General features: G+C 73.1%; 18 protein-coding genes. 7 read left to right on the top strand and 11 right to left on the bottom strand.

What is annotated here, in order from left to right; translation table 11 throughout:
- Nucleotides 1-51: 51 nt before the first annotated feature.
- The gene (locus ACFYVL_RS30610) at nt 52-144 is read right to left on the bottom strand and encodes a putative leader peptide (RefSeq protein WP_389250535.1); all 93 of its coding nucleotides are present in this window, start codon (nt 142-144) and stop codon (nt 52-54) included.
- Nucleotides 145-254: 110 nt separating this feature from the next.
- On the opposite strand from ACFYVL_RS30610, the gene ACFYVL_RS30605 reads away from it, so the two are divergent.
- Entirely contained in the window at nt 255-677 is a 423-nt protein-coding gene (locus tag ACFYVL_RS30605) for a secondary thiamine-phosphate synthase enzyme YjbQ (RefSeq protein WP_389250533.1), read from the top strand.
- Nucleotides 678-885: 208 nt separating this feature from the next.
- On the top strand, nt 886-1,368 hold the full coding sequence (locus tag ACFYVL_RS30600; RefSeq protein ID WP_389250531.1) for a DedA family protein: 483 nt from the start codon (nt 886-888) through the stop codon (nt 1,366-1,368).
- A 24-nt stretch (nt 1,369-1,392) separates the two neighbouring features.
- Here the strand turns inward: ACFYVL_RS30600 and ACFYVL_RS30595 are convergent, their stop codons facing one another.
- Nucleotides 1,393-1,875: a molybdopterin-dependent oxidoreductase gene (locus tag ACFYVL_RS30595; protein ID WP_389250529.1), complete on the bottom strand. Its 483-nt coding sequence runs from the start codon at nt 1,873-1,875 to the stop codon at nt 1,393-1,395.
- A gap of 295 nt (nt 1,876-2,170) precedes the next feature.
- Here ACFYVL_RS30595 and ACFYVL_RS30590 point away from each other — a divergent pair, with 295 nt between their 5' ends.
- Entirely contained in the window at nt 2,171-3,535 is a 1,365-nt protein-coding gene (locus ACFYVL_RS30590) for a PucR family transcriptional regulator (RefSeq protein ID WP_389250527.1), read from the top strand.
- A gap of 28 nt (nt 3,536-3,563) precedes the next feature.
- On the opposite strand, the gene ACFYVL_RS30585 is transcribed toward ACFYVL_RS30590, so the two are convergent.
- From ACFYVL_RS30585 to ACFYVL_RS30565, 5 genes are all read right to left on the bottom strand, one after another.
- The gene (locus ACFYVL_RS30585) at nt 3,564-3,971 is read right to left on the bottom strand and encodes a molybdopterin-binding protein (RefSeq protein ID WP_389250525.1); all 408 of its coding nucleotides are present in this window, start codon (nt 3,969-3,971) and stop codon (nt 3,564-3,566) included.
- 106 nt (nt 3,972-4,077) lie between these two features.
- On the bottom strand, nt 4,078-5,136 hold the full coding sequence (locus ACFYVL_RS30580) for a YncE family protein (protein ID WP_389250523.1): 1,059 nt from the start codon (nt 5,134-5,136) through the stop codon (nt 4,078-4,080).
- A gap of 234 nt (nt 5,137-5,370) precedes the next feature.
- On the bottom strand, nt 5,371-8,883 hold the full coding sequence (locus ACFYVL_RS30575) for a M28 family peptidase (protein ID WP_389250521.1): 3,513 nt from the start codon (nt 8,881-8,883) through the stop codon (nt 5,371-5,373).
- A 342-nt stretch (nt 8,884-9,225) separates the two neighbouring features.
- On the bottom strand, nt 9,226-9,921 hold the full coding sequence (locus tag ACFYVL_RS30570; protein ID WP_389250519.1) for an HAD family hydrolase: 696 nt from the start codon (nt 9,919-9,921) through the stop codon (nt 9,226-9,228).
- An 82-nt stretch (nt 9,922-10,003) separates the two neighbouring features.
- Complete coding sequence (locus tag ACFYVL_RS30565) at nt 10,004-10,477, bottom strand: Lrp/AsnC family transcriptional regulator (RefSeq protein ID WP_389250517.1); 474 nt, start codon at nt 10,475-10,477, stop codon at nt 10,004-10,006.
- Nucleotides 10,478-10,765: 288 nt separating this feature from the next.
- Here ACFYVL_RS30565 and ACFYVL_RS30560 point away from each other — a divergent pair, with 288 nt between their 5' ends.
- The 3 genes from ACFYVL_RS30560 to ACFYVL_RS30550 all read left to right on the top strand — a co-directional run bounded on the left by ACFYVL_RS30560 (nt 10,766) and on the right by ACFYVL_RS30550 (nt 15,109).
- Nucleotides 10,766-12,262: an FUSC family protein gene (locus tag ACFYVL_RS30560; RefSeq protein WP_389250515.1), complete on the top strand. Its 1,497-nt coding sequence runs from the start codon at nt 10,766-10,768 to the stop codon at nt 12,260-12,262.
- Between the two features lie 210 nt (nt 12,263-12,472).
- A complete protein-coding gene (locus tag ACFYVL_RS30555) occupies nt 12,473-13,900 on the top strand; it encodes a nitric oxide synthase oxygenase (RefSeq protein ID WP_389250513.1) in 1,428 nt (475 codons plus the stop codon).
- Between the two features lie 195 nt (nt 13,901-14,095).
- Nucleotides 14,096-15,109 carry a lactonase family protein gene (locus ACFYVL_RS30550; RefSeq protein WP_389250695.1) on the top strand — a complete coding sequence of 338 codons (1,014 nt, stop codon included), beginning with the start codon at nt 14,096-14,098 and terminating at the stop codon, nt 15,107-15,109.
- A gap of 118 nt (nt 15,110-15,227) precedes the next feature.
- On the opposite strand, the gene ACFYVL_RS30545 is transcribed toward ACFYVL_RS30550, so the two are convergent.
- The 4 genes from ACFYVL_RS30545 to ACFYVL_RS30530 all read right to left on the bottom strand — a co-directional run bounded on the left by ACFYVL_RS30545 (nt 15,228) and on the right by ACFYVL_RS30530 (nt 19,124).
- Nucleotides 15,228-16,154, bottom strand: a complete 927-nt coding sequence (locus ACFYVL_RS30545; RefSeq protein WP_389250511.1) for a sirohydrochlorin chelatase — start codon at nt 16,152-16,154, stop codon at nt 15,228-15,230.
- Between the two features lie 105 nt (nt 16,155-16,259).
- Complete coding sequence (locus ACFYVL_RS30540) at nt 16,260-17,264, bottom strand: N-acetylglucosamine kinase (RefSeq protein WP_389250510.1); 1,005 nt, start codon at nt 17,262-17,264, stop codon at nt 16,260-16,262.
- A gap of 3 nt (nt 17,265-17,267) precedes the next feature.
- Nucleotides 17,268-17,945 (bottom strand): uracil-DNA glycosylase, encoded by a 678-nt coding sequence (locus ACFYVL_RS30535; RefSeq protein ID WP_389250507.1) that lies wholly within the window; start codon nt 17,943-17,945, stop codon nt 17,268-17,270.
- A 90-nt stretch (nt 17,946-18,035) separates the two neighbouring features.
- Nucleotides 18,036-19,124: a WD40/YVTN/BNR-like repeat-containing protein gene (locus ACFYVL_RS30530; protein WP_389250505.1), complete on the bottom strand. Its 1,089-nt coding sequence runs from the start codon at nt 19,122-19,124 to the stop codon at nt 18,036-18,038.
- A gap of 300 nt (nt 19,125-19,424) precedes the next feature.
- On the opposite strand from ACFYVL_RS30530, the gene ACFYVL_RS30525 reads away from it, so the two are divergent.
- A complete protein-coding gene (locus tag ACFYVL_RS30525; RefSeq protein WP_389250693.1) occupies nt 19,425-20,189 on the top strand; it encodes a class II aldolase/adducin family protein in 765 nt (254 codons plus the stop codon).
- Nucleotides 20,190-20,227 lie beyond the last annotated feature (38 nt).

Here is a 20,227-nt window from a genome sequence, read left to right as displayed (position 1 = left end):
CCGCCGAGAGGGCGTCAACCACCAGTCGGCGGAGGGCCGTTCAGCAGTCGGTCAGCGGCCGCTTCGGCACGCGCGACACGCGGCCGAGGCCACCCGCAGCAGGTCGATGTGACCGCGCGTGGTGAGGAGTGCGCTACGCAACATGGCGCAGAACGTAGCGAGAGCGTCAGGACACGGTCAACAGCAGTCTCGCCATCCGGATGCCGTATCTCACCAGGCAGCCATTTCCGGGCCCGGTGCGCGAACATGGAAATATGGCCGACACATTCACCACCCGCGTCCTGCACCTCACCACGGGCTCGTCCGAGACCGTCGCCGACCTCACGTCGGACTGCGCGAGCTTCCTCGCCGACGCGGCCGGCGGCCGGGACGGGCTGCTCAACATCTTCGTCCCGCACGCCACGGCCGGCATCGCCGTGCTGGAGACCGGCGCGGGCAGCGACGACGACCTCCTCGCCGCCCTGCACACCCTCCTCCCGGCCGACGACCGCTGGCAGCACCGCCACGGCACCCCCGGGCACGGCCGCGACCACGTACTCCCCGCCCTGGTGCCGCCGCACGCCACCCTGCCGGTGCTCAACGGCCGCCTGGAGCTGGGCACATGGCAGTCCGTCTGCCTGGTGGACACCAACGTGGACAACCCGGACCGGCAGGTGCGGCTGTCGTTCCTCGGGTAGCCCGGAGCCGTCCGGCGGTCCCGTCCACCACCCCGGTTCACCCGTCGACCGTCCGATGTGTCGCAAATGCGTTCGGTTAGGGTGGATGTGGCTCAGCGGTAGGCTCGGAATCCCCGTGCCGCCATGGTGGAGACACAGGGAACGGGCAGAGGTCAGGCGAAGATGAGAGACGGAGACCGGGCTCGCGCCCGTCGTGGGGCAGGGCGCCGTGGATAAGATCGCGCTCACGGCCGTCGGTCTGTATGCCATCGTCCTGCTCCGGGCGGGCGGGACGTTCGCCGTCGGCGCCCTGGCCAATGCCGGTGCCCGGCGCAGCAGGTTCGCCGAGCGGATGTCCTCGCCCCGGTTCCGGCGCGTCGAAGGGGCCATCCAGCGGTGGGGGGCGCCGGTGGTCGCCGTCTCCTTCCTGACCATCGGGTTCCAGACCGCCGCCAACTTCCTCGCGGGCACCATGCGCATGCCGCTGTCGCGCTATCTGCCCGCACTGTTCGTGGGCGGAGCGGCCTGGGCGCTGCTCTACGCGACCGTGGGCATCGGCGCGCTCGAAGTGCTGGCCAAGCTTTTCGCGGAGCGCACGGAACTCGGGGTGGCCGCGGTGGCCGTCCTCCTCCTGGCTCTGGCGGGAGCGGTGGTGTACCGCAGGAGGAGGGCGGCAGCGCCGCCCCGCGACCACGCGTCCGAGGAGTCGTGAACCCGCCCGCACGGTCCGGCGGGATCAGCGGGCGCTGAGCAGCACCCGGGTGATCCCGCTGATGTAGCGCGCCCCGCACCGGTCCGTCGGCACCACCAGTTGGCTGCCGCACGCGTCGAGGGGCTGTCCGTCGAGTGCGGTGGCGAGCAGGGCCGGCGCGTCGCCGAAGTCCTCGTCGATCTCGGCCCAGGAGAGCACCGTGCCGTGGCCGTCCTCGCCGTGGACCTCGATCAGAGCGCGGGAGCGGTCCTTGCGGCGCGCCGGGCCGAACTCGGGGGCCGCTGCCGTCAGCACCTCGCGCAGCAGCGGGCCCCGGAAGGTGTGCAGCCGGGTTCCGCTGGTGACGCAGTGGAAGCGGGCTACGGTGGTCCGGGCGGGCCAGCGGTCGCGCAGCTCGGCCACCGTCAGCCGCAGCGGCCGGCCGACCGCGCCCGTGACGGCGAGTACGGGCGTCCTCGCCGGGCCCTGTGCCTCCGCGGCCCCGGCGGCCGTCGCAGTCGTGTCCATCCGGATCCCCTCCCGCGGGCAGTGCCCGTTGGCAGCCTGATGTCCTTCCTCCAGAATGCCCGCCGAAACACCCGGGGAACCTTGCTGATGTGAGGTGTGTGCGAGAGACCGGCTCGCAACCGACGGTTCGCCGGGTACGCGGAAAGTACGGCACCGAACCCTTGTCGCTGGATGATCAAAAAAGAGGGATACCGGGCCGATCGGTTCGCATTTAAGATGCTGGAACCCGTAATCGACTGGTGAATGTGAGCTGTCGTGTCCGCAGCCCGGCACTCACGCCAAGGAGCCACCACGCATGCACGTCTGTGACCTTCTCCAGCTCGACTCCCTCCACCCGCAGGCCGGTCCGGGCCGTCGCCCCTCCGGCGGCCACGCCCTCCCGTCGCCGGTGCGCGCCGAACTGGACCGCCTGCTGGCGGCCGGCGCGGACGCCGGCACGCTCCTGGGCCGGGCGCTTGCCCACCTCGGCAGCCCCGCCTGCCACCTGCTGACCTCCAGTGGCCGTACCGTCGCCCGGACCGCGTCCGCTCCGGCGCTGCAACCGGCGGCTGTGGTGGAGAAGTTGGCGAAGGCGGACGGCTCCGCCCTGCGCCTCGCGACGGAGGCCACCCCGTACGACACCCGCCACCTGCTGCCGCACGAACCCGGGGCCGTTCCGCTCCGGGTGCTGCACGAGCTGGCCGACGTGCTCACCCGGCAGCACGAGCGGATCCTCCGCGAGGAGGCCGAGGCGGCGCGGGCGGCCACAAGGCTCCTCGCGCACCTCGACGGGGCCGCCGCGCGAGCGGATGCCGACGCGCCGCACACCCTGCTGAGCGCCTGCGGCCTGCCCGAGGAGGGCCCGTGGCAGATCGTCGTTGCCGCACCGGGCGAGCGGTCGGACGGCGGTGGGCGCGGCGCGGACGCGGCGGGGGAGGGACGGGGGGCGACGGGCGCGCCGGCGGTGGGCGCACTCACGGAGGCCCTGCACCACCTGCCGGGGCGGCCCCGGTTCGCGGTCGGCACCCTGCCCGACGGCACCGCGGCGGCGGTGTTCCGGCCGACGGGGCCGCGGGAGGACGGCGAGGACGAGCGGGGCGGCGACGGCGGTGCGGCCGGTGGGGACCGGGCGGGGGGCGACGGTGGCGCGGCCTGTGGGGAGGGCCGGGGGAGCGGAGAAGGCCGGGGAAGTGGGGAGGACGCGGAACTCGCCGCATGCTGGGACCGGTTGGCGGGGCTGACCCCGGACGTTGCCCTGCACGCGGGGCTGGGTGCCGCCGTGCACACGGCCGGGCAGCTCGCCGGTGGCCTGACCCAGGCCCGCTACGCCCTGGCCGTCGCGCGCGCCACCACTCCGTACGCCTCCCTGCTGACCGGACCCCGGGACCTGACCACCCTGAGCACCCTGCTCGCGGGCGTACCCGCCGAGGTGCGGGCCGCGTTCGCCGCCAAGGTGCTCGGGCCGCTGGCCGCGGGGCGCGACCGTTCGACGCGCATGCTGCTGCACACCCTGGAGACCTATCTGGCGCACAGCGGCTCATGGGCCCGGACCGCCGAGGCCCTGCGCCTGCACGTCAACACCGTGCACTACCGCATCCAGCGCGTGCAGGCCCTCACCGGCCGCGACCTGGCCCGTCTCGACCACCGGCTCGACCTGTACGCGGCGCTGCACTGCCGGTGAAGTACCGGGGTGCTGAACCGCGGAGCGCTCAGGGCCGCTGCCCCGGCCTGTCGATGTGTACATTCGTCGACTTCACCCGCGCGGTGACCGTGACGCCGACCTCGATGCCCAGTTCGTCGACCGCCTCACGGCTGACCACGGAGACCATGCGGTGCGGCCCCGACTGCATCTCCACCTGGGCGACCACGTCGTCGAGACGGACGGCGGTGACGATGCCGGTGAAGGAGTTGCGCACCGAGGTCCGGACCTCGTCGCTCACCGGATGCTGCCCCCGGGCCCGCTCGCGCGCGAACGCGGCCAGGCTCACTCCGTCGATCAGCCGGTTGCGCGCACCGTCGCGCTCCATCCGCAACTGACCACCGTCCGCCCACCGCCGTACGGTTTCCGGGCTCACGCCGAGCAGCCGCGCTGCCTGGCCGATGCTGAAGGTCGACACCCGGCCACCCTAGGCCGTGTGCGGCGGGAACGCGGGACGGGCACGGCAGAGGTCCCCCCTGCCGTGCCCGCCCACCGGATCCGAGGTGGTCGATCGACCGCGCCGCTCAGCGGCCGATGCGGATCCGGTGGGCCTGGTCCTCGCGGTTGGCGCCGACCGCGGACTTGTCGACGACGTACGCGTTGCCGCGTGCGACCGTGACGTGGTTCGGGTTGGCGCCGGTGGCGAGGGTCTCGACGACGGCGCCCTTGCGCGGGTCGACGACGGTGACGTTGCCGGCCGTGCGGTTGGCGACCAGGACGCGGCCCGAGCGGTGGTCGGCGGCGACGGACAGCGCGCCGGCGCCCGTGGGTACGGTCGTGGTGACGGCGCCCTTGCGCAGGTCGACCACCGAGAGGGTGCCTGCGGCCTGGTCGGCGGTGTACGCGGTGCGGCCGTCGGCGGACAGCGCGACGGAGATCGGGCCGTCACCGGTGGGGATCAGGCGGGGCTCCTTGGCGTACGGGGAGACCTCGACGATCCGGTCCCCGCCCAGGTCGGCCGCGTAGACGGTGCCGGTCCGCTCGTTCAGCGCGAGCCCGGTGGGCTGGCTGCCGGTGACGGTGACGCGCTTCTTCTCCTTGTACGTACGGGAGTCGAAGGCGACCAGGGTGCCGTCGCCGAAGCCGCTCGCCCACACCGTGTTGTGCCGCTCGTCGACCACGATCTCGCGGGCGTGCGCCACGTTCGGCAGGCTCGCCAGGTGCTTGCCGTCGCGCTGGCTGTAGACGGACACCGAGTTGTTGCGGGTGTTGGTCGTCCAGACGGTGTTGTGCTCGTCGTCGACGGCCACGCCGTAGACGGCCTCGACGGCCCCGGTCGCGGGGTCGGTGACCGGCGGGGTGTAGGTGGCCCGCACCTTGAGGGTGGCCGGATCGACCTTCAGCAGTGAGGAGTTGGTGACCGGCGGGCGGCCCACGGCGGCGGTCGCCCACAGCACGTGGTTCCGCTCGGAGTACGACGACTGGTAGAGGCCTGCGGTCAACTGCGCGGAGGTCACGGTCGATCCGGCGGCGGGCTTCGCCGCGTGCGCGGTGGTGGCCGTGGTCAGCGCGAGGGTGCTGCCCGCGGCGAGCGCGACGGCGGTGGCGGCGGTGCGGCGGATGTGACGAGTGAGCGTGGACATACCGGGTACGTCTCCTGTGGCAGAAGTGCCTCCTGAGTGGAGGCCGACGCGGACTAACTTAGCTTAGGCTTACCTAAGTAATGGGTGAGAAGCGGTGTGGTCTGTGTCACAAACGGAGACCGCAACACCCGTGCGGGTCGGCGGAGTTGACCGGGAAGCGCGCCGGGGCGGCGCCCGCCCCGGCCGCACGGCCGGAACGGGCGCCGCCCCTGGGGCGGTGGTGCTGCGGATCGGTCAGCCGACCTGCAGGGTGACGTCGTCCACCACGTACGAGGTCTGGAGGGACTGGTCCTCCGTGCCCGTGAACTTCAGCGTGACGGTCTGCCCCGCGAACTGCGCGAGGTCGTAGGTCTTCTCCGCGTAGCCGGTGTTGGCGTCCACGTTGGAGAAGGTCTGGAGGGTCTGGTTGCCGACCTGGACGGTGAAGCGGTCGTACACCACGTTCTCGTTCTCGTCCGTGTCGATGTGCAGGAAGAACGAGAGCTTGTACGAGGCGCAGCCCGCCGGGACGGTCAGCGTCTGGGCGGCGCTGTCGGTGTGCGGGGAGCCCCAGCCGTTCAGCCACGCCTTGTAGGTGCCGCCGTGCGGCTGCTGGCCCGCCTGGGTGGTGATGACGCCCTCGGTCGCCGTCCAGCCGGTGCTGCCGCTCTCGAAGCCGCCGTTGACGACCAGCTGGCGCGGCGTGCAGCCGGTGCCGCCGCCGACGGTCAGCGTGTAGGTGGTGCTGTGGGAGACGGTGCCTGCCCCGGTGACGGTGAGGGTGTAGGTGCCCGCGGCGGTGTTCGCGCCGACCTGGACGTTCAGCGTGGCGTTGGCGCCGGACTGGACGGTGGCCGGGCTGACGGTCGCGGTGACCCCGGCGGGGGCGCCGGAGACGGACAGGGCGACCTGCTGCGGGTTGCCGCTCACCGTGGTGGTGCTGACGGTGGCGGTGGTGCTGCCGCCCGGGTTGGCGCTGCCCGCGGCCGGGTTCACGCCGACCGAGAAGTCCTGCGTCGGGGTGCCGGTGCCCACCGAGGTCTTCCAGATGCCGTACGCGACGCCGTCGGCGCTGCGGTCGAGGACGGTGGCGTTGATGTTGTTCGTGGTGTCGCAGGCGCTGTGGTAGCAGGAGTCGTAGGCGGCGTTGGCCGTGCCGCCCCACTTCTGCGCCTGGGCCGCCGTCTTGCGGGCGCTGGCGCCCGCCGCGTAGCCGGAGGTCGGGATGCCGGCCGCCTGGAAGGAGGCGTCGTCACTGCGGCCCTGGCCCTCGACGTTCTCCTCGGGGGCGAGGTTCAGCGACGTCCAGTAGGCCTTGAGCGGGGCGGCGGTGGTGGAGTTGACGTTGTTGATGAAGTAGCCGGCGTTGGTCGAGCCGACCATGTCGAAGTTGTAGTAGCCCTTGATGGCCGCGCGCTGCGCCGCGGTCAGCCGGTTCACGTAGAACTTCGAGCCGTTGAGGCCCTGCTCCTCGTCCGTCCACCAGGCGAACCGGACGTGCTTGGTCATCGTCGGGTTCTTCTGGGCGAGGACGAGCGCGTTCTCCAGCAGGGTCGCCGAGCCGGATCCGTTGTCGTTGATGCCGGGACCCGCCGAGACGCCGTCCAGGTGCGCGCCGAACATGACCGTCTGGTCCTCGGGGCCGCCGGGCCAGTCGGCGATCAGGTTGTTCGACGGGTAGGTGCAGCTGGTGCAGGTCTGCTCGGTGACGGTGTAGCCCGCAGCCTGGAGCTTGCCCTTCACGTACGCCAGCGACTGGGTGTAACCGGCGCTGCCCGCGCGGCGGTTGCCGCCGTTCTGGGTGGCGATGGTGTTCAGCTGGGTCAGGTGCGCGCGGACGTTGTCGACGCTGATGTTCGGCGGGTCGTTCGGGGGCTGGGTGTTGCCGACGTTCAGCGAGTAGTCGACCGTGTGCGACAGCGTGGTGCCCTGGCCCTTGACCGTGACGGTGGAGGTGCCCGGGGCCGCGTTCGCGGTCGCCGACAGCGTCAGCGTCGAGGACTGGCCGGACTGCACGGTGGCCGGGTTGAAGGAAGCGGTGACCCCGGAGGGCAGGCCGCTCGCCGACAGCGTCACCGACTGGGCGTTGCCGGTCGTGGTGTTGGTGGTGACGGTGGTGCTGACCGAGGCGCCCTGCTGGACGGTGCCGGACGCCGGGTTCAGCGCCATCGAGAAGTCGTTGTTCTGGCCGCTGGGGGTGCAGGTCGGGTCACCGGCCTGGGCGGGCACGCTGATCGCGTCCCACGCGGCCTTGGTCTTGGTGAACAGGTTGCAGGTGGCCAGGTCGAGGTTCTTCGCCGAGTTCAGCGTCGCCGTGCGGTACTTCTTGTACGACATGCTGCTGGTCTTGAGCAGCATCCCCCCGTAGAAGATCTTGCCGGCGTTCTGGATGCCCACCCCGGTCAGGGTGGTCTGGTTGCAGGTGCTGGAGTTCGGCTTGCCGCCGCCGGGGTTGGTGCCCTCGGCGAGCAGGTAGAACCAGTGGTTGAGCGGACCCGCGGCGGCGTGCGTCTCCGTGCCGGGGATCGAGGAGCTGTAGCAGGCCGGGTCGTTGTTGACCGCGGGCGGGTTGTACATGTTGCGGATCGGGCCGCGGCCCTGGAGGTTGATCATCTCGCCGACGGTGTAGTCGGGGACGTCGTACGGCGAGGGCTGGTTCATGTACGCCTCGGTGAGGGCACCGAAGATGTCACCGGTGGCCTCGCCGAGCCCGGACTCCTGGCCGCTGGTGCCGCCGGGGGTGTTGGAGTCGATGGCGTGCCCGTACTCGTGGGCGACGACGTCCGCGCCGGCTATCCACTCGTTGGCGGTGTTGCGGCCGATGGTGACGGAGCTGCCGTCCCAGTACGCGTTGAGGTCGTTGAGGCCGACCTTGCCGGGGAAGCTGCGGCCCTGGCCGTTGACGCCGTTGCGGCCCAGCCACTGGCCGAGCATGTCCCACTGCTTCTGCGCGCCGAACATGAGGTCGACGCAGCCGGTCTCCTTGGAGGTCGGGTTGCCGTTGCCCCAGGAGTCCGTCGACTTCGAGAAGATGCCGCCGCTGTAGTCCGCGCAGCTCAGGCCGGGGCGGTTCGGGTCGCGCAGCGAGTAGGTGCCGCCCGAGTTGGTGGTGTCGATGGTGAGCGGGTTCGGGCCGTTCCACTTGCTGTTGCCGGTGCCCGCGACCACGTCGTCGTACCGGTCGACCACCTTGCCTGTCCGCGCGTCCACGAAGACGTGCAGCTTGCTGGGCGCCTTGGCCTGACGGCCGCTCAGCACCGTCTCCCAGGCCAGTACCTGCTTGCCGTCCTTGACCCTGACGACCAGTCGGCTGCTGGTCACCTTGTCGGTCCTGGCCTGCTGGGTGCGCGAGATCGCCTCGGCGCGCTTTGCGCCGACCGTGGGAGTGGTCGCCACGTCGATCCGGGCCGAGGAGGCGGACTGGAGGGAGCGGACGTTGCCCTCGCCGTCGGCGAGGACCACCGCGTCACCGCCGACGACCGGCAGGCCCCGGTATCTTCGCTCGTACGCCACCGAGTACAGGTCCTTCACCCAGGGCGTGACCAGGCGTCTTTCGTACGTCTCCGACGGGGCGTTGACCGCCGCGTCGAACCCGCTGTGCACCGCCGCGTCGGCCGCGGCGATGGCCCGCTGCGCGGACTTGGCCTGCGGGGAGGGGGCGGGTTTCGGTTCCTGCTGCGCGGCGGCGGCGGTGCCCGCGAGCGTGCTCACGAGCCCCGCGGTCAGCGCCAGCGCTGCCACGGAGGCCGTCCATCTGGTGGGCTGCAACGTCCACTCCGATCGTGGGTGGGGGTGGGAGAGATGTGTGCGTTGCCGTGTGTTCCTGCGTACGCGTGCGTCACATGGGCTTCACACGTACGACGCGAGTATGAGCGTGGACATGACTAATGAGGGCATCCCGGAAGGGCATACGACGGGGGTTATGGGGTGCGCCGGGCCCACTGGTCACGACAGCGGGACCGGACACGCTGCCGTCCGCGGCCGGTCCACGGTCCGCGCGGCGGTCCGCCCGGGACCGGCGGCCGATCCGCCCCTGTGCGGGGCCTGTTCAGGGTCGCCGGGACGCGCTCCGCCGCACCCACCGTGCGGCGGAGCGGGCCCCGGCCTTCGTCAGACGCCCAGCCAGACGTACGCCGCCTCGGCCGTGAAGTCGGCCTGGCCGCCGCGGAAGAGCAGGTCCGCGTTGGTGAACGCCGGATCGCTCTCGCTGCCGCGCACGTACGGGATCGCCGCGCACCGCATCCCGGCCGCGAACGCCGCCGTCACCCCCGGGGCCGCGTCCTCGAACACCGCGCAGTAGCCGGGCTCCGCCGAGAGGCGGGCGGCGGCGGCCAGGAAGACGTCCGGCGCGGGCTTGCCGTGCGCCACCTCCTCCGCCGACACCAGCACCCCGCCCGCCGCCTCGCCGAGCTGCGCGGCCAGCCCCGTCCCCGCGAGCACCGCCTCGATCGCGTCCCGGGAGGACCCGGACGCCACCGCCATCGGCACCCCGTCCGCGTGCAGCCGCTCCACCAGCTTGCGCATCTCGGGGAACACCTCGGTGGCGGTGGCGGCCAGCTCAAGGTAGAGCCGGTTGTTCTCGGCCAGCAGCGCGTCCACGCCGGCGGCGATGCCGTACTTGTCGCGCAGCGTCTCCAGCGTCTCTCTGGTGCCGATGCCGATGTACCGGGCGTGCTCGTCCCAGCCGAAGTCCGGCACGCCGTGCCGGGCGAGGAGCCTGCGCCCCGCTTCGTAATAGTTCGGCTCGCTGTCCACCAGCGTGCCGTCGAGATCGAAGATGACCGAAAGGGGGTGCGAAGTGCTCATGGGGCCAGTCTGGGACATCGGGTCCCGATCACCGAAGGGCCGCCCGGCCGAGCGCGCCGGGCCGCCGGGGACCCCGGCCCGGCTAGGGCCTCGCCCGCCCGATCGCCTCCACCAGCGGCAGCAGCCGGTGCGCCACCCGTTCCCGCAGGGCCACCTCGGTCCGGGTCCTGACCACCCCCGGCAGCTGGATGAGCCGCTGGATCACGTCCTCCAGGTGCCCCGCGTCCCGCGCCACCACCCGCGTCAGCAGATCCCCGCCGCCCGTGATCGAGAACGCCTCCACGATCTCCGGCACCTCGGCGAGCGCGTCCCCGACCTCGACCAGATGCCCCTGCGTCACCTCGACGTGCACGAAGGCCAGCACCGGGTGACCGAGCGCGGCGGGGGACAGGGAAGGACCCGTACCGGTGATCACCCCCTCCCGCTCCAGCCGGTCGAGCCGTGCCTGGAGGGTGCCGCGCGCGATGCCCAGGATCCGCGCGTACTCGCGCACGCTGGTGCGCGGCTGCTCGATCAGCAGCTTCAGGATGCGGGTGTCGAGCGCGTCCACCGCCATGGTCCGTTGGTCTCCTCGTGGTTCTGCCGCACGCCGTGCGACTGGGCCAATGGCACAGTCCTCGCAGTGCCAGTTGAGCCACTGTCCCACTTAATGCTTTCCTCTGCGTACTGACTGCTTGATCGCTGACTTCGACGGCGCCGCGCAGCGGCCGGTGCGGCGACGACGCCGCCACCGGCCCGCGGCGCCTTTTCCATGCCCGAGCGGACCCCGCCGCGCGCACCCCGGTGCCCGTGCGCGGGCGCCCGCGCACGACACAGAGGGGGCGGGGCTGCCGCTGTGAAGAGGATGTTCCACGCACCGGATCCCGGACTGCTGCGCCTGCGGGTCTCCACCCGCGCCGTCATCGGCATCGGCGGCGCGGTCGCCGTCGCCGAACTCTGCGGCATGTCGCTGACCGCGTCCATCGTCGGCGGACTCGCCGCGCTGCTCGCGCTCTTCACCGTCCAGGACCCGACCGTCCGCGGCCAGGGCCTCACCACGGCCCTGCTGCCCGCCGCGGGCTTCCCCGTCCTCGCCCTGGCCACCCTCCTCCACGACCATCCGCTGCCGCGCGACCTCGGCTTCCTCGCCGTGGTCCTGGTGGGGGCGTACGCCAGGCGGTGGGGGCCGCGCGGGCACGCGCTCGGCACGTTCGCCTTCATGATGTTCTTCGTCACGCAGTTCCTCCACGCGGTCCCCGGCCAGCTCCCCGAGCTGTACGGGGCGGTGGCGCTCGCCGTCGCGGTGGCCGCCGCCGTCCGCTTCGTGCTGTGGCCCGTCGAGCGGCGCACCCCGCCGGCCGCGGGCCCCGCCCCGCTCACCGGCCTCGGCCTCTCCCGGCCCACCACCCGGCAGGCCCTCCAGGTCACCGCCGCCTGCGCGTTCGCGCTGGCCCTCGGACAGGTGCTCTCGCAGGACCGCTGGTACTGGGCCGTCGGCGCCGCCTGGTGGGTCTTCGTCAACACCACCTCGCGCGGCGAGACCCTGGTGCGCGGCTTCCGCCGGGTGCTCGGCACCGTCCTGGGCATCGCCGCGGGCCTCCTGATCGCGGTCCCGCTGCACGGCGCGCCCGCCCCCACCGCGGCCCTGGTCGCGGTGTGCGTCTTCGGCATCTTCTACACGGCTGGCCCCAGCTACAGCTGGATGATGTTCTTCGTCACCGTCATGGCGGGCCTGCTGTACGGGCTGCTCGGCGTGCTGCACCCCGGGCTGCTCCTGCTGCGCGTCCAGGAGACGGCGGTCGGCGCGCTCGGTGCCGCGCTCGCCGTCGCCGTGGTCCTGCCGGTCACCACGCACGCCTCCACCGACGCGTGGATCCAGCGCGCCCTGCACAGCGTCCGGCACTGCACCACCGAGGCGGCCGCGAGGCTCGCCGGCCACGAGCACGCCGACCCGGCCCCGCACGCCGCCGAACTCGAACTGCTCCTCGGCCGCGTCCGGCTCTCCCTCGCCCCGCTGCTGCACCCGCTCAGCCCGCTGCGCGCCCGCAAGGCCAGGGCCCGCCAGGTGGTGGCCCTGCTCGACGACTGCGCCCGCGAGGTGCGCGGCCTGGCCGGCATCGCCGCCGACGCGGAGGCCTCCCACGACGAACGCCTCACCGCGGCGTGCTGGCGGGTGGAGAAGGCGGTGGAGGCCCTCACCTCCCCGGCGGGCGCGGGCACCGGAGCACAGCACGCCCCCGGCGAGGAGCACATCGCCGACGTGACCGCCCTCGTGCATCTGCACGCGATCGAACGCACGCTGGCGCAGCTGGCCGTGCCCCTCGGCGGGCAGCCCCGCCGGGCCCCGGTGGGCGACTGCTGAGCCACCGGGGGAGACCGTCCCCGGCAGGGCGCTCACCGAGCCGCTCGCGCCCCTGCGTACTCCCGCACGCTTCCCGTGGGAGCCCGCACAACTGGGTGACGGCCGTACATCGGGGGTAAACCCGGCGGCATCATGCGGGGGAACGGCCCGGGGCGCGGAATTCCGGACCGCGATCCGCGTGATTCTTCGATGCCTGGGGATGCGAGCAGGATGCACAACGATCTTCAGCGTTCCGTCACCTCCATACCCGGCGGCGCCCCGCCCGAGCGGCACGACCGGGCGCCCGGCCCCACGCGTCCGGCCCTCTGCCCCTTCGGCCACGCAGGCGCCGAGAGCGGGAGAGGAGGGGGAGGCGGCGGCGGAGGAACGACGGCCGGTGGCAGGGGCGGCGGGGACGCGGCGGCCGGTGGCAGAGGGCACGGGGACGCGGCGGCCCATGGCAGAGGCGGCGGAGAAGGCGGGGCCCCACCGGGAAACAGAGCCGGCCCGCACCCCGCCGACCCCGACAACCGCGCCTACGCCCTCAGCCTCACCCAGCTCCACCACCTCGCCGACGACTTCGTCCGTCTGCACCACCACGAGCAGCCCGACCACGGCGACCCCGCCCCGCGGCTCGCCGCCGTGCACGCGGAGATCGACGCCACCGGCACCTACCGCCACACCCCGAACGAACTCGCCTTCGGCGCCCGCGTCGCCTGGCGCAACAGCAACCGCTGCATCGGCCGCCTCTACTGGAACTCCCTGCGCGTCCGCGACCGCCGCCACATCAGCGACGCCGACACCGTCGCCCGCGAGTGTGCCGACCACCTGCGCGAGGCCGGCAACGACGGCCGCATCCGCCCGCTCATCACGGTCTTCGCCCCGGACACCCCGGCCCGCCCCGGCCCCCGGATCTGGAACGAACAGCTCGTCCGCTACGCCGGATACACCACCGCGGACGGCCGCACCGTCGGCGACCCCCGCAACACCGGCCTCACCGACCTCGCCCTGCGGCTCGGCTGGCGCGGCGGTCCCGGCAGCCCCTTCGACGTGCTGCCGCTGATCGTGCAGGGCAGCGACGACAGACCGCGGAGCTACGAGCTGCCCGCCGACGCCGTCCTCGAAGTTCCGATCGAGCACCCCGAGGACACCTGGGCCCGGGAGTGGGGGCTGCGCTGGCACGCCGTTCCGGCCATCTCCCACATGTGCCTGGAGATCGGCGGCATCTGCTACCCCTGCGCGCCCTTCAACGGCTGGTACATGGGCACCGAGATAGGCGCCCGCAACCTCGCCGACGCCGACCGCTACAACCTGCTGCGACCGCTCGCCGAACGCCTGGGTCTGGACACCTCCACCGACCGTTCGCTCTGGAAGGACCGCGCGCTCGTCGAACTGAACCGGGCCATGCTGCACTCCTTCGACCGCGCGGGCGTCACCATGGCCGACCACCACACCGAGTCGGAACGTTTCCTCACCCACCTCGCCCGCGAGGAGGCGAAAGGGCGGGACGTCGCCGCCGACTGGTCGTGGATCGTGCCGCCGATGTCCGGCGCCGCCACCGCGGTCTTCCACCGCACCTACGACAACACCGAGCTGAGCCCGCTGTTCACGCACCACGACGACGCGCTGGTACGCGCCCGGGGCGGGGCCGCGGTCTGAGGCCCCGTACCCCGATCATGGTCTAGACCGCCCTGCTACCGTCGGCCCGGCACACACGAACTCGCGGAAAGGGGCTGCACGGTGAGCAGCAGCACGGCATCGGAGGCACAGCCCGGGGGATCCTCCGAAGGGCTCCCTGAAGGACGGGAACAGGGCCCGGCGGGCCGGACGTCCGGCCGGGGCGAACGGGCCTTCATCGGCTCCTTCACCTCGGAGGGCGGCCGCGGCGTGCTCGCCGCCGCCGTGGACCCGCTGACCGGCGCCCTCACGGTGCTCGGCGCGAGCGACGCCGTGGCCAACCCCTCGTACCTCGCACTCGCCCCCGGCGGGCGGGTGCTGCACACGGTGAGCGAGACGGACGACGGCGCGGTGGCCGCGTTCGACGTCGACGGCGCGCAGCCCCGGCCGCTGGGCCCGCCGGTGCCGGTCGGCGGCGGCTCGCCCACCCACCTCGCACGGGCCGGCGACCACCTGGTCGTCGCGAACTACGGCTCCGGCAGCATCACCGTCCTGCCGCTGCGCGCCGACGGCACCCCCGACAAGCCGTCCTGCGTCCTGCACCACCTGGGCAGCGGCCCCGACACGGACCGCCAGGAGGGGCCGCACGCCCACCAGGTGCTGCCCGACCCGACCGGCCGGTGGGTGCTGAGCGTCGACCTCGGCACCGACTCGGTGCGCGTCTGCGCGCCGGACGGGACCGCCGGCACCCTCGCCGTGCACTCCGAGACCGCCCTGCGCCCCGGCACCGGCCCCCGCCACCTCGCCTTCCACCCCGAGGGCAGGTTCGCGTACGTCGTGCACGAACTGGTGCCCACCCTCACCGTGTGCCGCTGGGAAGCCGCCACGGGCACCCTCACGCCGCTCTCGGAGGCCCCCCTGCTCCCCGCGGACGCGCAGGGCCCCAGCTTCGCCTCGGAGGTCGTCGTGGCCCGTGACGGGCGCTTCCTGTGGGCCGCCAACCGCGGCCACGACAGCATCTCGGTGTTCGCCCTCTTTGCCGACGGCGAGCGGGCCGAGCTGCGCACCACGGTGGGGTGCGGCGGCCACTGGCCGCGCGACCTCGCCCTCGACCCGGCGGGCCGCAGGCTGTACGCGGCCAACGAGCGCTCCGGCGACGTCACCTGGTTCGACATCGACCCGCAGAGCGGCATGCCGCACCGGGCGGGCTCGGTGGAGGCCCCGGCGGCGTCCTGCGTGGTCTTCGGCTGAGCGGGCCGCCCGCTCGCGGGAAACGGAGGAGGGCCCGCACTCCGGCGAACCGGTGCGGGCCCTCCTCCTGGGCTTCGCGTGCCTTGTCCGTACCCGCCTCACGGGCGGACGGCGGTGGTCAGTGGACCGGGGCTCCCTGCGGCTGCTGCGGCGTGATGCCCAGCGCGGTCGCGTACTGCGACAGCACCAGCTTGCCGATCGCCGGGTAGGCGCCGAGCGGCTCGGCGAACGCGCAGCCCGCCTCCTTCGCGGCGGTCTCCAGCAGGTCGGGGGCGACCTCCGGGCCGATCAGGTACGGGGCGAGCGCCAGGTTGCCGGAGCCGGAGGAGCGCAGCTGGTCGGCGATGGAGGCGATCGAACCCTCCTCGTCGAGCGCGGCGGCCATCACCGGAACGGCGAGGCGGGCGGCCAGCAGCATGCCGGTGATGCCGGCCGCCTGGACGGCCTCCTCGCCGCCGACGGTGGCCAGCACGATGCCGTCGGCCGCCGTGGCGACCGTGAACAGCCGGGCGCGGTCGGCGCGCGAGAGACCGGCCTCGGAGAGGCGCACGTGCAGGGCCTCGGCCAGCAGCGGGTGCGGGCCGAGCACGTCGGTCAGTTCGGCGGCGGCGTGGCTGTCCACCAGTGCCTGCCGTATCCGGCGCATCGTGGAGGCCTCGGGACCGGCCAGCAGGGGCACCACGACGGCGACGGGACCCTCGGGCGCCGGCACCTCGCGTCCGGCGGCCAGGGCCTGCTCGTAGCGGGCGGTGCGCTCGGCGGCGGCGTGCGCGAGCACGGCGTCCAGCGTCGGGTACTCGCCCTCGGCGTCACCGTCGAGGTAGCCGATCCGGGCGTCGAGGCCCGGCAGCTCGGAACGGGCGATGCTGAGGAGTTCTTCCGCCAGGCTGCGCGTGGCGGTGGTCGGCTCGCCGGGAACGGCGAGAACAAGGGCGGGCGCGCCCTCGGGAGCCGCCACGGGCTCCGGACGGCGGTGGCGTCCGGGCTGGCGGGGGCGCGGCATTCGTACAGGCAGGCCGGAGGCGGGCCCAGTGGGGGAGCTCATGGCGCCGCATGCTACTGGCTTTGCGGGTGCGTCCGTTCGGGGAGGGTGCATTCGAGGGGTATCTGTCCCGATTTATCCAGTGAATGACGGTGAATGCGCTGCAATTCAACGGGTTTGATGGCCGGATACGTGCAACATGTGCGAATCGCACGGGAACGCGGGACCGCCCTTCGCGAGCATCGAGGCGATCAGCAGTGCCCCGTCCAGCGGATCCCCCGCCGCCTGCCGGAGCCGGGCCCCGGGCAGCCGCGCGGCGACCTCCGCCGCCAGCGGCTCCAGCAGCGGAGCGCCCAGCTTCAGCAGCCCTCCGGTGAACGCGACATCGCCGCCCCCGGCCGGGCACACCGCCGCGGCCGTCGCGGCGATGTGCCCGGCCGCCTCCCGCAGGATGCCCTGAGCCACCGCGTCCGTACCGGCGCACGCCGCCACCTCCGGCGCGAACGACGCCAGCACCGCTGGCCGGTCGCCGCGCGGATACAGCTGCCCCGGCAGCCCGGCCGCGGGGCCGAACACGTCCTCCAGCCGCGCGAGCAGCGCCGCCGAGCCGCCGTCCCGCCCGTCGAAGGCCCGCATCGCCGCTTCGAGACCGGCCCTGCCGATCCACGCGCCACCGCCGCAGTCGCCGAGCAGATGCCCCCAGCCGTCCGCCCGCCGCCACCGCGCGAGATCGGTACCGATGCCGATCAGCCCGGTGCCCGCGGCGACCACCGCGCCCGGCCGCGCCCCGAGGGCACCGGCGTACGCGGTCACCGCGTCGCCCGCGAGCGCCACCCGCCGCACACCGAACTCGGCCTCCAGCATTCCCGGCAGCCGGGCCCGCAGATCGTCGCCGAGCGTGGCCATCCCGGCGGCGCCGACGCACACGGCGGCGAAACCCCGCCCACCCGACCGGGCCAGCAACTCCCGCGCGGCGGGCACCAGTTGCTCCCTCAGGTGCCCGGCGTCGATCCCGCCGGGGCCGGTGCGCACCGGCGTGGAGGACACCACCGGGCCGACCGGCGGCCCGTCGCCGCCACCGCCGTCGACGCGCACCACCGCGCACCGGATCCCCGAACCCCCCGAGTCCACCCCGAGGACGTACCGCGCCTCGGCCTCCGCGTGCGTACCCATCGGCTACGGCAGCTGCCAGTCGATCGGGGCGGCCCCCTGCTGGACCAGCAGCTCGTTGGTCCGGCTGAAGGGGCGCGAACCGAAGAAACCGCCGTCCGCCGACCGGGGCGACGGATGCACCGACTCGATGCACGGCACGCCGCCGAGCAGACGCTTCAGGCTGCGGGCGTTGCTGCCCCACAACACCGCCACCAGCGGCTTGCCGCGCGCCGCCAGCGCCGTGATGGCCTGCTCGGTGACCTGCTCCCAGCCCTTGCCCTGGTGGGCGTTGGGCTTGCGCGGCTGGGTGGTGAGCGACCTGTTGAGCAGCAGCACACCCTGCTTCGTCCACGGGGTGAGGTCCCCGTTGGAGGGGCGGGGATGGCCGAGGTCGGTGTGCATCTCCCAGAAGATGTTGTCCAGGCTGGGCGGCACCGGGCGCACGTCCGGCGCCACCGAGAAGCTCAGCCCCACCGCGTGTCCCGGTGTCGGGTAGGGGTCCTGACCGACGATCAGGACCCTTACCTCGTCGAACGGCTGCTGGAACGCCCGCAGGATGTTCACCCCCGCCGGTACGTAGGTGCGCCCGGCGGCCACTTCGGCCCGGAGGAAATCGCCCATCGCGGCGATCCGTCCGGCCACGGGCTCCAGCGCGTCCGCCCAGCCGGGCTCGACGCTCTCTTTCAACGGTCTTGCTGTCACAGGGCGTCACTCTACTGGGCTAGTCCGACAGCCGGGGCTCCTCCGGCGGCCGGGCCCTTCCCGGCGGCCGTACCCGTGCGCGGCGCCCCCTCAGCCGATCACCGCCGCCCGCACACACAGCACGTCCGGCAGGTGCGAGGCGAGCTGCTGCCAGCTGTCGCCGTCGTCGTCGCTCGCGAACACCTCCCCGTTGCGGTTGCCGAAGTAGACCCCGGCCGGGTCGTTGTCGTCCGTGCACATGCCGTCGCGCAGCACCGTCCCGAAGTGCTCCTCGCGCGGCAGGCCCGTGGTCAGCGGCTCCCAGCTCTTGCCCGCGTCCTGGGTGCGGTAGACCCGGCACTTGCGGTCCGCGGGAACCCGGTCGGAGTCCGCGGTGATGGGGAAGACGTACGCGGTGTCCCCGCGGTGCGGGTGCGCCGCCACCGCGAAGCCGAACGTCGACGGCAGGCCCTCGCCGATGTCCGTCCAGTCGGCCCCCGCGTCGTCGCTGCGGAAGACCCCCCAGTGGTTCTGCAGATACAGCCGGTCCGGGTCGACGGCGTCCTGGGCGATCTTGTGCACGCACTGGCCGAACTCCGGGTTCGGGTCCGGCAGGAAGACGGCCGACACCCCCTTGTTGGACGGCGCCCAGCTCGCCCCGCCGTCCCGCGAGCGGAACACCCCGGCCGTCGACACTGCCACCGTCACCGCGCCGGCGTCCCGCGGATCGGTGATCACGGTGTGCACCGCCTCGCCACCGCCGCCCGGCACCCACTGGGAGCGCGTCGGGTGCTCCCACAGCGGGCGGACCAGCTCGAAGGTCTCCCCGCGGTCCTCCGAGCGGTACAGCGCCGCGGGCTCCGTCCCCGCGTACACCACGCCCGGGGCCGCCGGGCCCGCGGGATGGAGCTGCCACACCCGCTCCAGCGAAGTGCCGGTGTCCTTGGGGAACTTGACGGAGGGTTTGTCGGGCTCGGTCCAGGTCGCGCCGAGGTCGTCGGAGTGGAACACCGACGGGCCCCAGTGCGCGCTGTCCCCGCCGACCAGCAGCCGGGGCGAGGGCCCGCTCCGGTCGATCCCCACCGCGTACACCGCCTGCGCGTTGAAATGCGGGCCGTCGAACTTCCACTCCCCGCCGTCGCGCCTGCGGCCGAGGAAGAGTCCCTTGCGTGTACCTACAGCGAGCAGTACGTCGGACATGGCCGACACCTCCCAGACGTCGTTGTCTCCAGGTATCGGCCAGTCTGCACCCCACCACTGACAATGGCCCTGAGATCCGGCGTTCGCCCAGGTCAGGGCGGTAAGCCGGGATTGTTCCGGTGGCCCGGCGACGGTGCCGGGCGGAGTTCCGCGACCGTTGGGCGCAGAATTCCTTGACAGTCTCCGCAGCCTTGGAAACCATCCAGTCGGTACGCCGAGATGGACCCGCCGACGAGGAGAGTCAGCTCAGTCATGACGTCACCCACCATGGAGCAGGTCATCGCCGCCGCCGCGGGCCCCATGCCGCCCGGCGCCTCCGTCCCCGTGCCGCCGGTCTTCGACACCGTCGAGGAGGAGCGGCAGTACCGCAAGGAACAACTGGCCGCCGGATTCCGGCTGTTCGGCAGGTTCGGCTTCTCGGAGGGGGTGGCCGGGCACATCACCGTCCGCGACCCCGAACACCCCGACCGCTTCTGGGTGAACCCCTTCGGCATGGCCTTCGGCCTGATCAAGGCCTCCGACCTGATCCTGGTCGACCACGACGGCAACCTGCTGCACGGCAACCGCCCCGTCAACCGGGCCGCCTTCGTCATCCACGCCGCCGTCCACCGCGCCCGCCCCGACGCCATCGCCGCCGCGCACTCGCACTCCCTGCACGGCAAGGCCTTCTCCAGCCTCGGCGTACTCCTGGACCCGATCACCCAGGACGCCTGCGCGTTCTTCGAGGACCACGGCCTCTACAGCGACTACCGGGGCGTGGTCAGCGACGCCGAGGAGGGCGAGCGGATCGGCAGGGCCCTGGGCGCGCACAAGGCCGTCATCCTCCAGAACCACGGACTGCTGACCGTCGGCGGCAGCGTCGCCGAGGCCGTCTGGTGGTTCGTCACCATGGAGCGCTCCTGCCAGGCCCAGCTCCTCGCGTCGGCCGCGGGCACACCCCGGCAGATCGACCGCGAGACGGCCCTGATCACCCGGGGCCAGCTCGGCGGCTCCTTCGCGGGCTGGTTCCAGGCGCAGCCGCTGTTCGACCAGATCACCGCGTCGGAGCCGGACCTGTTCCACTGACCCCGCCCGCTGCGCACCCGGGCCGCGCGGCACCGCAC

The organism is Streptomyces sp. NPDC004111 (genome assembly GCF_042874215.1).
GTDB lineage: Bacteria > Actinomycetota > Actinomycetes > Streptomycetales > Streptomycetaceae > Streptomyces.
The sequence above is the reverse complement of the archived record's forward strand: the minus strand, read 5'-3'. Positions and strand labels throughout refer to the sequence as shown.

Bases quoted from the DNA above. Each gene is read 5' to 3' on its own strand.
- ACFYVL_RS30610 (WP_389250535.1), bottom strand. From the start codon at position 144: ATGTTGCGTAGCGCACTCCTCACCACGCGCGGTCACATCGACCTGCTG.
- ACFYVL_RS30605 (WP_389250533.1), top strand. From the start codon at position 255: ATGGCCGACACATTCACCACCCGCGTCCTGCACCTCACCACGGGCTCG.
- ACFYVL_RS30595 (WP_389250529.1), bottom strand. From the start codon at position 1,875: ATGGACACGACTGCGACGGCCGCCGGGGCCGCGGAGGCACAGGGCCCG.
- ACFYVL_RS30590 (WP_389250527.1), top strand. From the start codon at position 2,171: ATGCACGTCTGTGACCTTCTCCAGCTCGACTCCCTCCACCCGCAGGCC.
- ACFYVL_RS30580 (WP_389250523.1), bottom strand. From the start codon at position 5,136: ATGTCCACGCTCACTCGTCACATCCGCCGCACCGCCGCCACCGCCGTC.
- ACFYVL_RS30570 (WP_389250519.1), bottom strand. From the start codon at position 9,921: ATGAGCACTTCGCACCCCCTTTCGGTCATCTTCGATCTCGACGGCACG.
- ACFYVL_RS30565 (WP_389250517.1), bottom strand. From the start codon at position 10,477: ATGGCGGTGGACGCGCTCGACACCCGCATCCTGAAGCTGCTGATCGAG.
- ACFYVL_RS30560 (WP_389250515.1), top strand. From the start codon at position 10,766: ATGTTCCACGCACCGGATCCCGGACTGCTGCGCCTGCGGGTCTCCACC.
- ACFYVL_RS30555 (WP_389250513.1), top strand. From the start codon at position 12,473: ATGCACAACGATCTTCAGCGTTCCGTCACCTCCATACCCGGCGGCGCC.
- ACFYVL_RS30545 (WP_389250511.1), bottom strand. From the start codon at position 16,154: ATGAGCTCCCCCACTGGGCCCGCCTCCGGCCTGCCTGTACGAATGCCG.
- ACFYVL_RS30540 (WP_389250510.1), bottom strand. From the start codon at position 17,264: ATGGGTACGCACGCGGAGGCCGAGGCGCGGTACGTCCTCGGGGTGGAC.
- ACFYVL_RS30530 (WP_389250505.1), bottom strand. From the start codon at position 19,124: ATGTCCGACGTACTGCTCGCTGTAGGTACACGCAAGGGACTCTTCCTC.
- ACFYVL_RS30525 (WP_389250693.1), top strand. From the start codon at position 19,425: ATGCCGCCCGGCGCCTCCGTCCCCGTGCCGCCGGTCTTCGACACCGTC.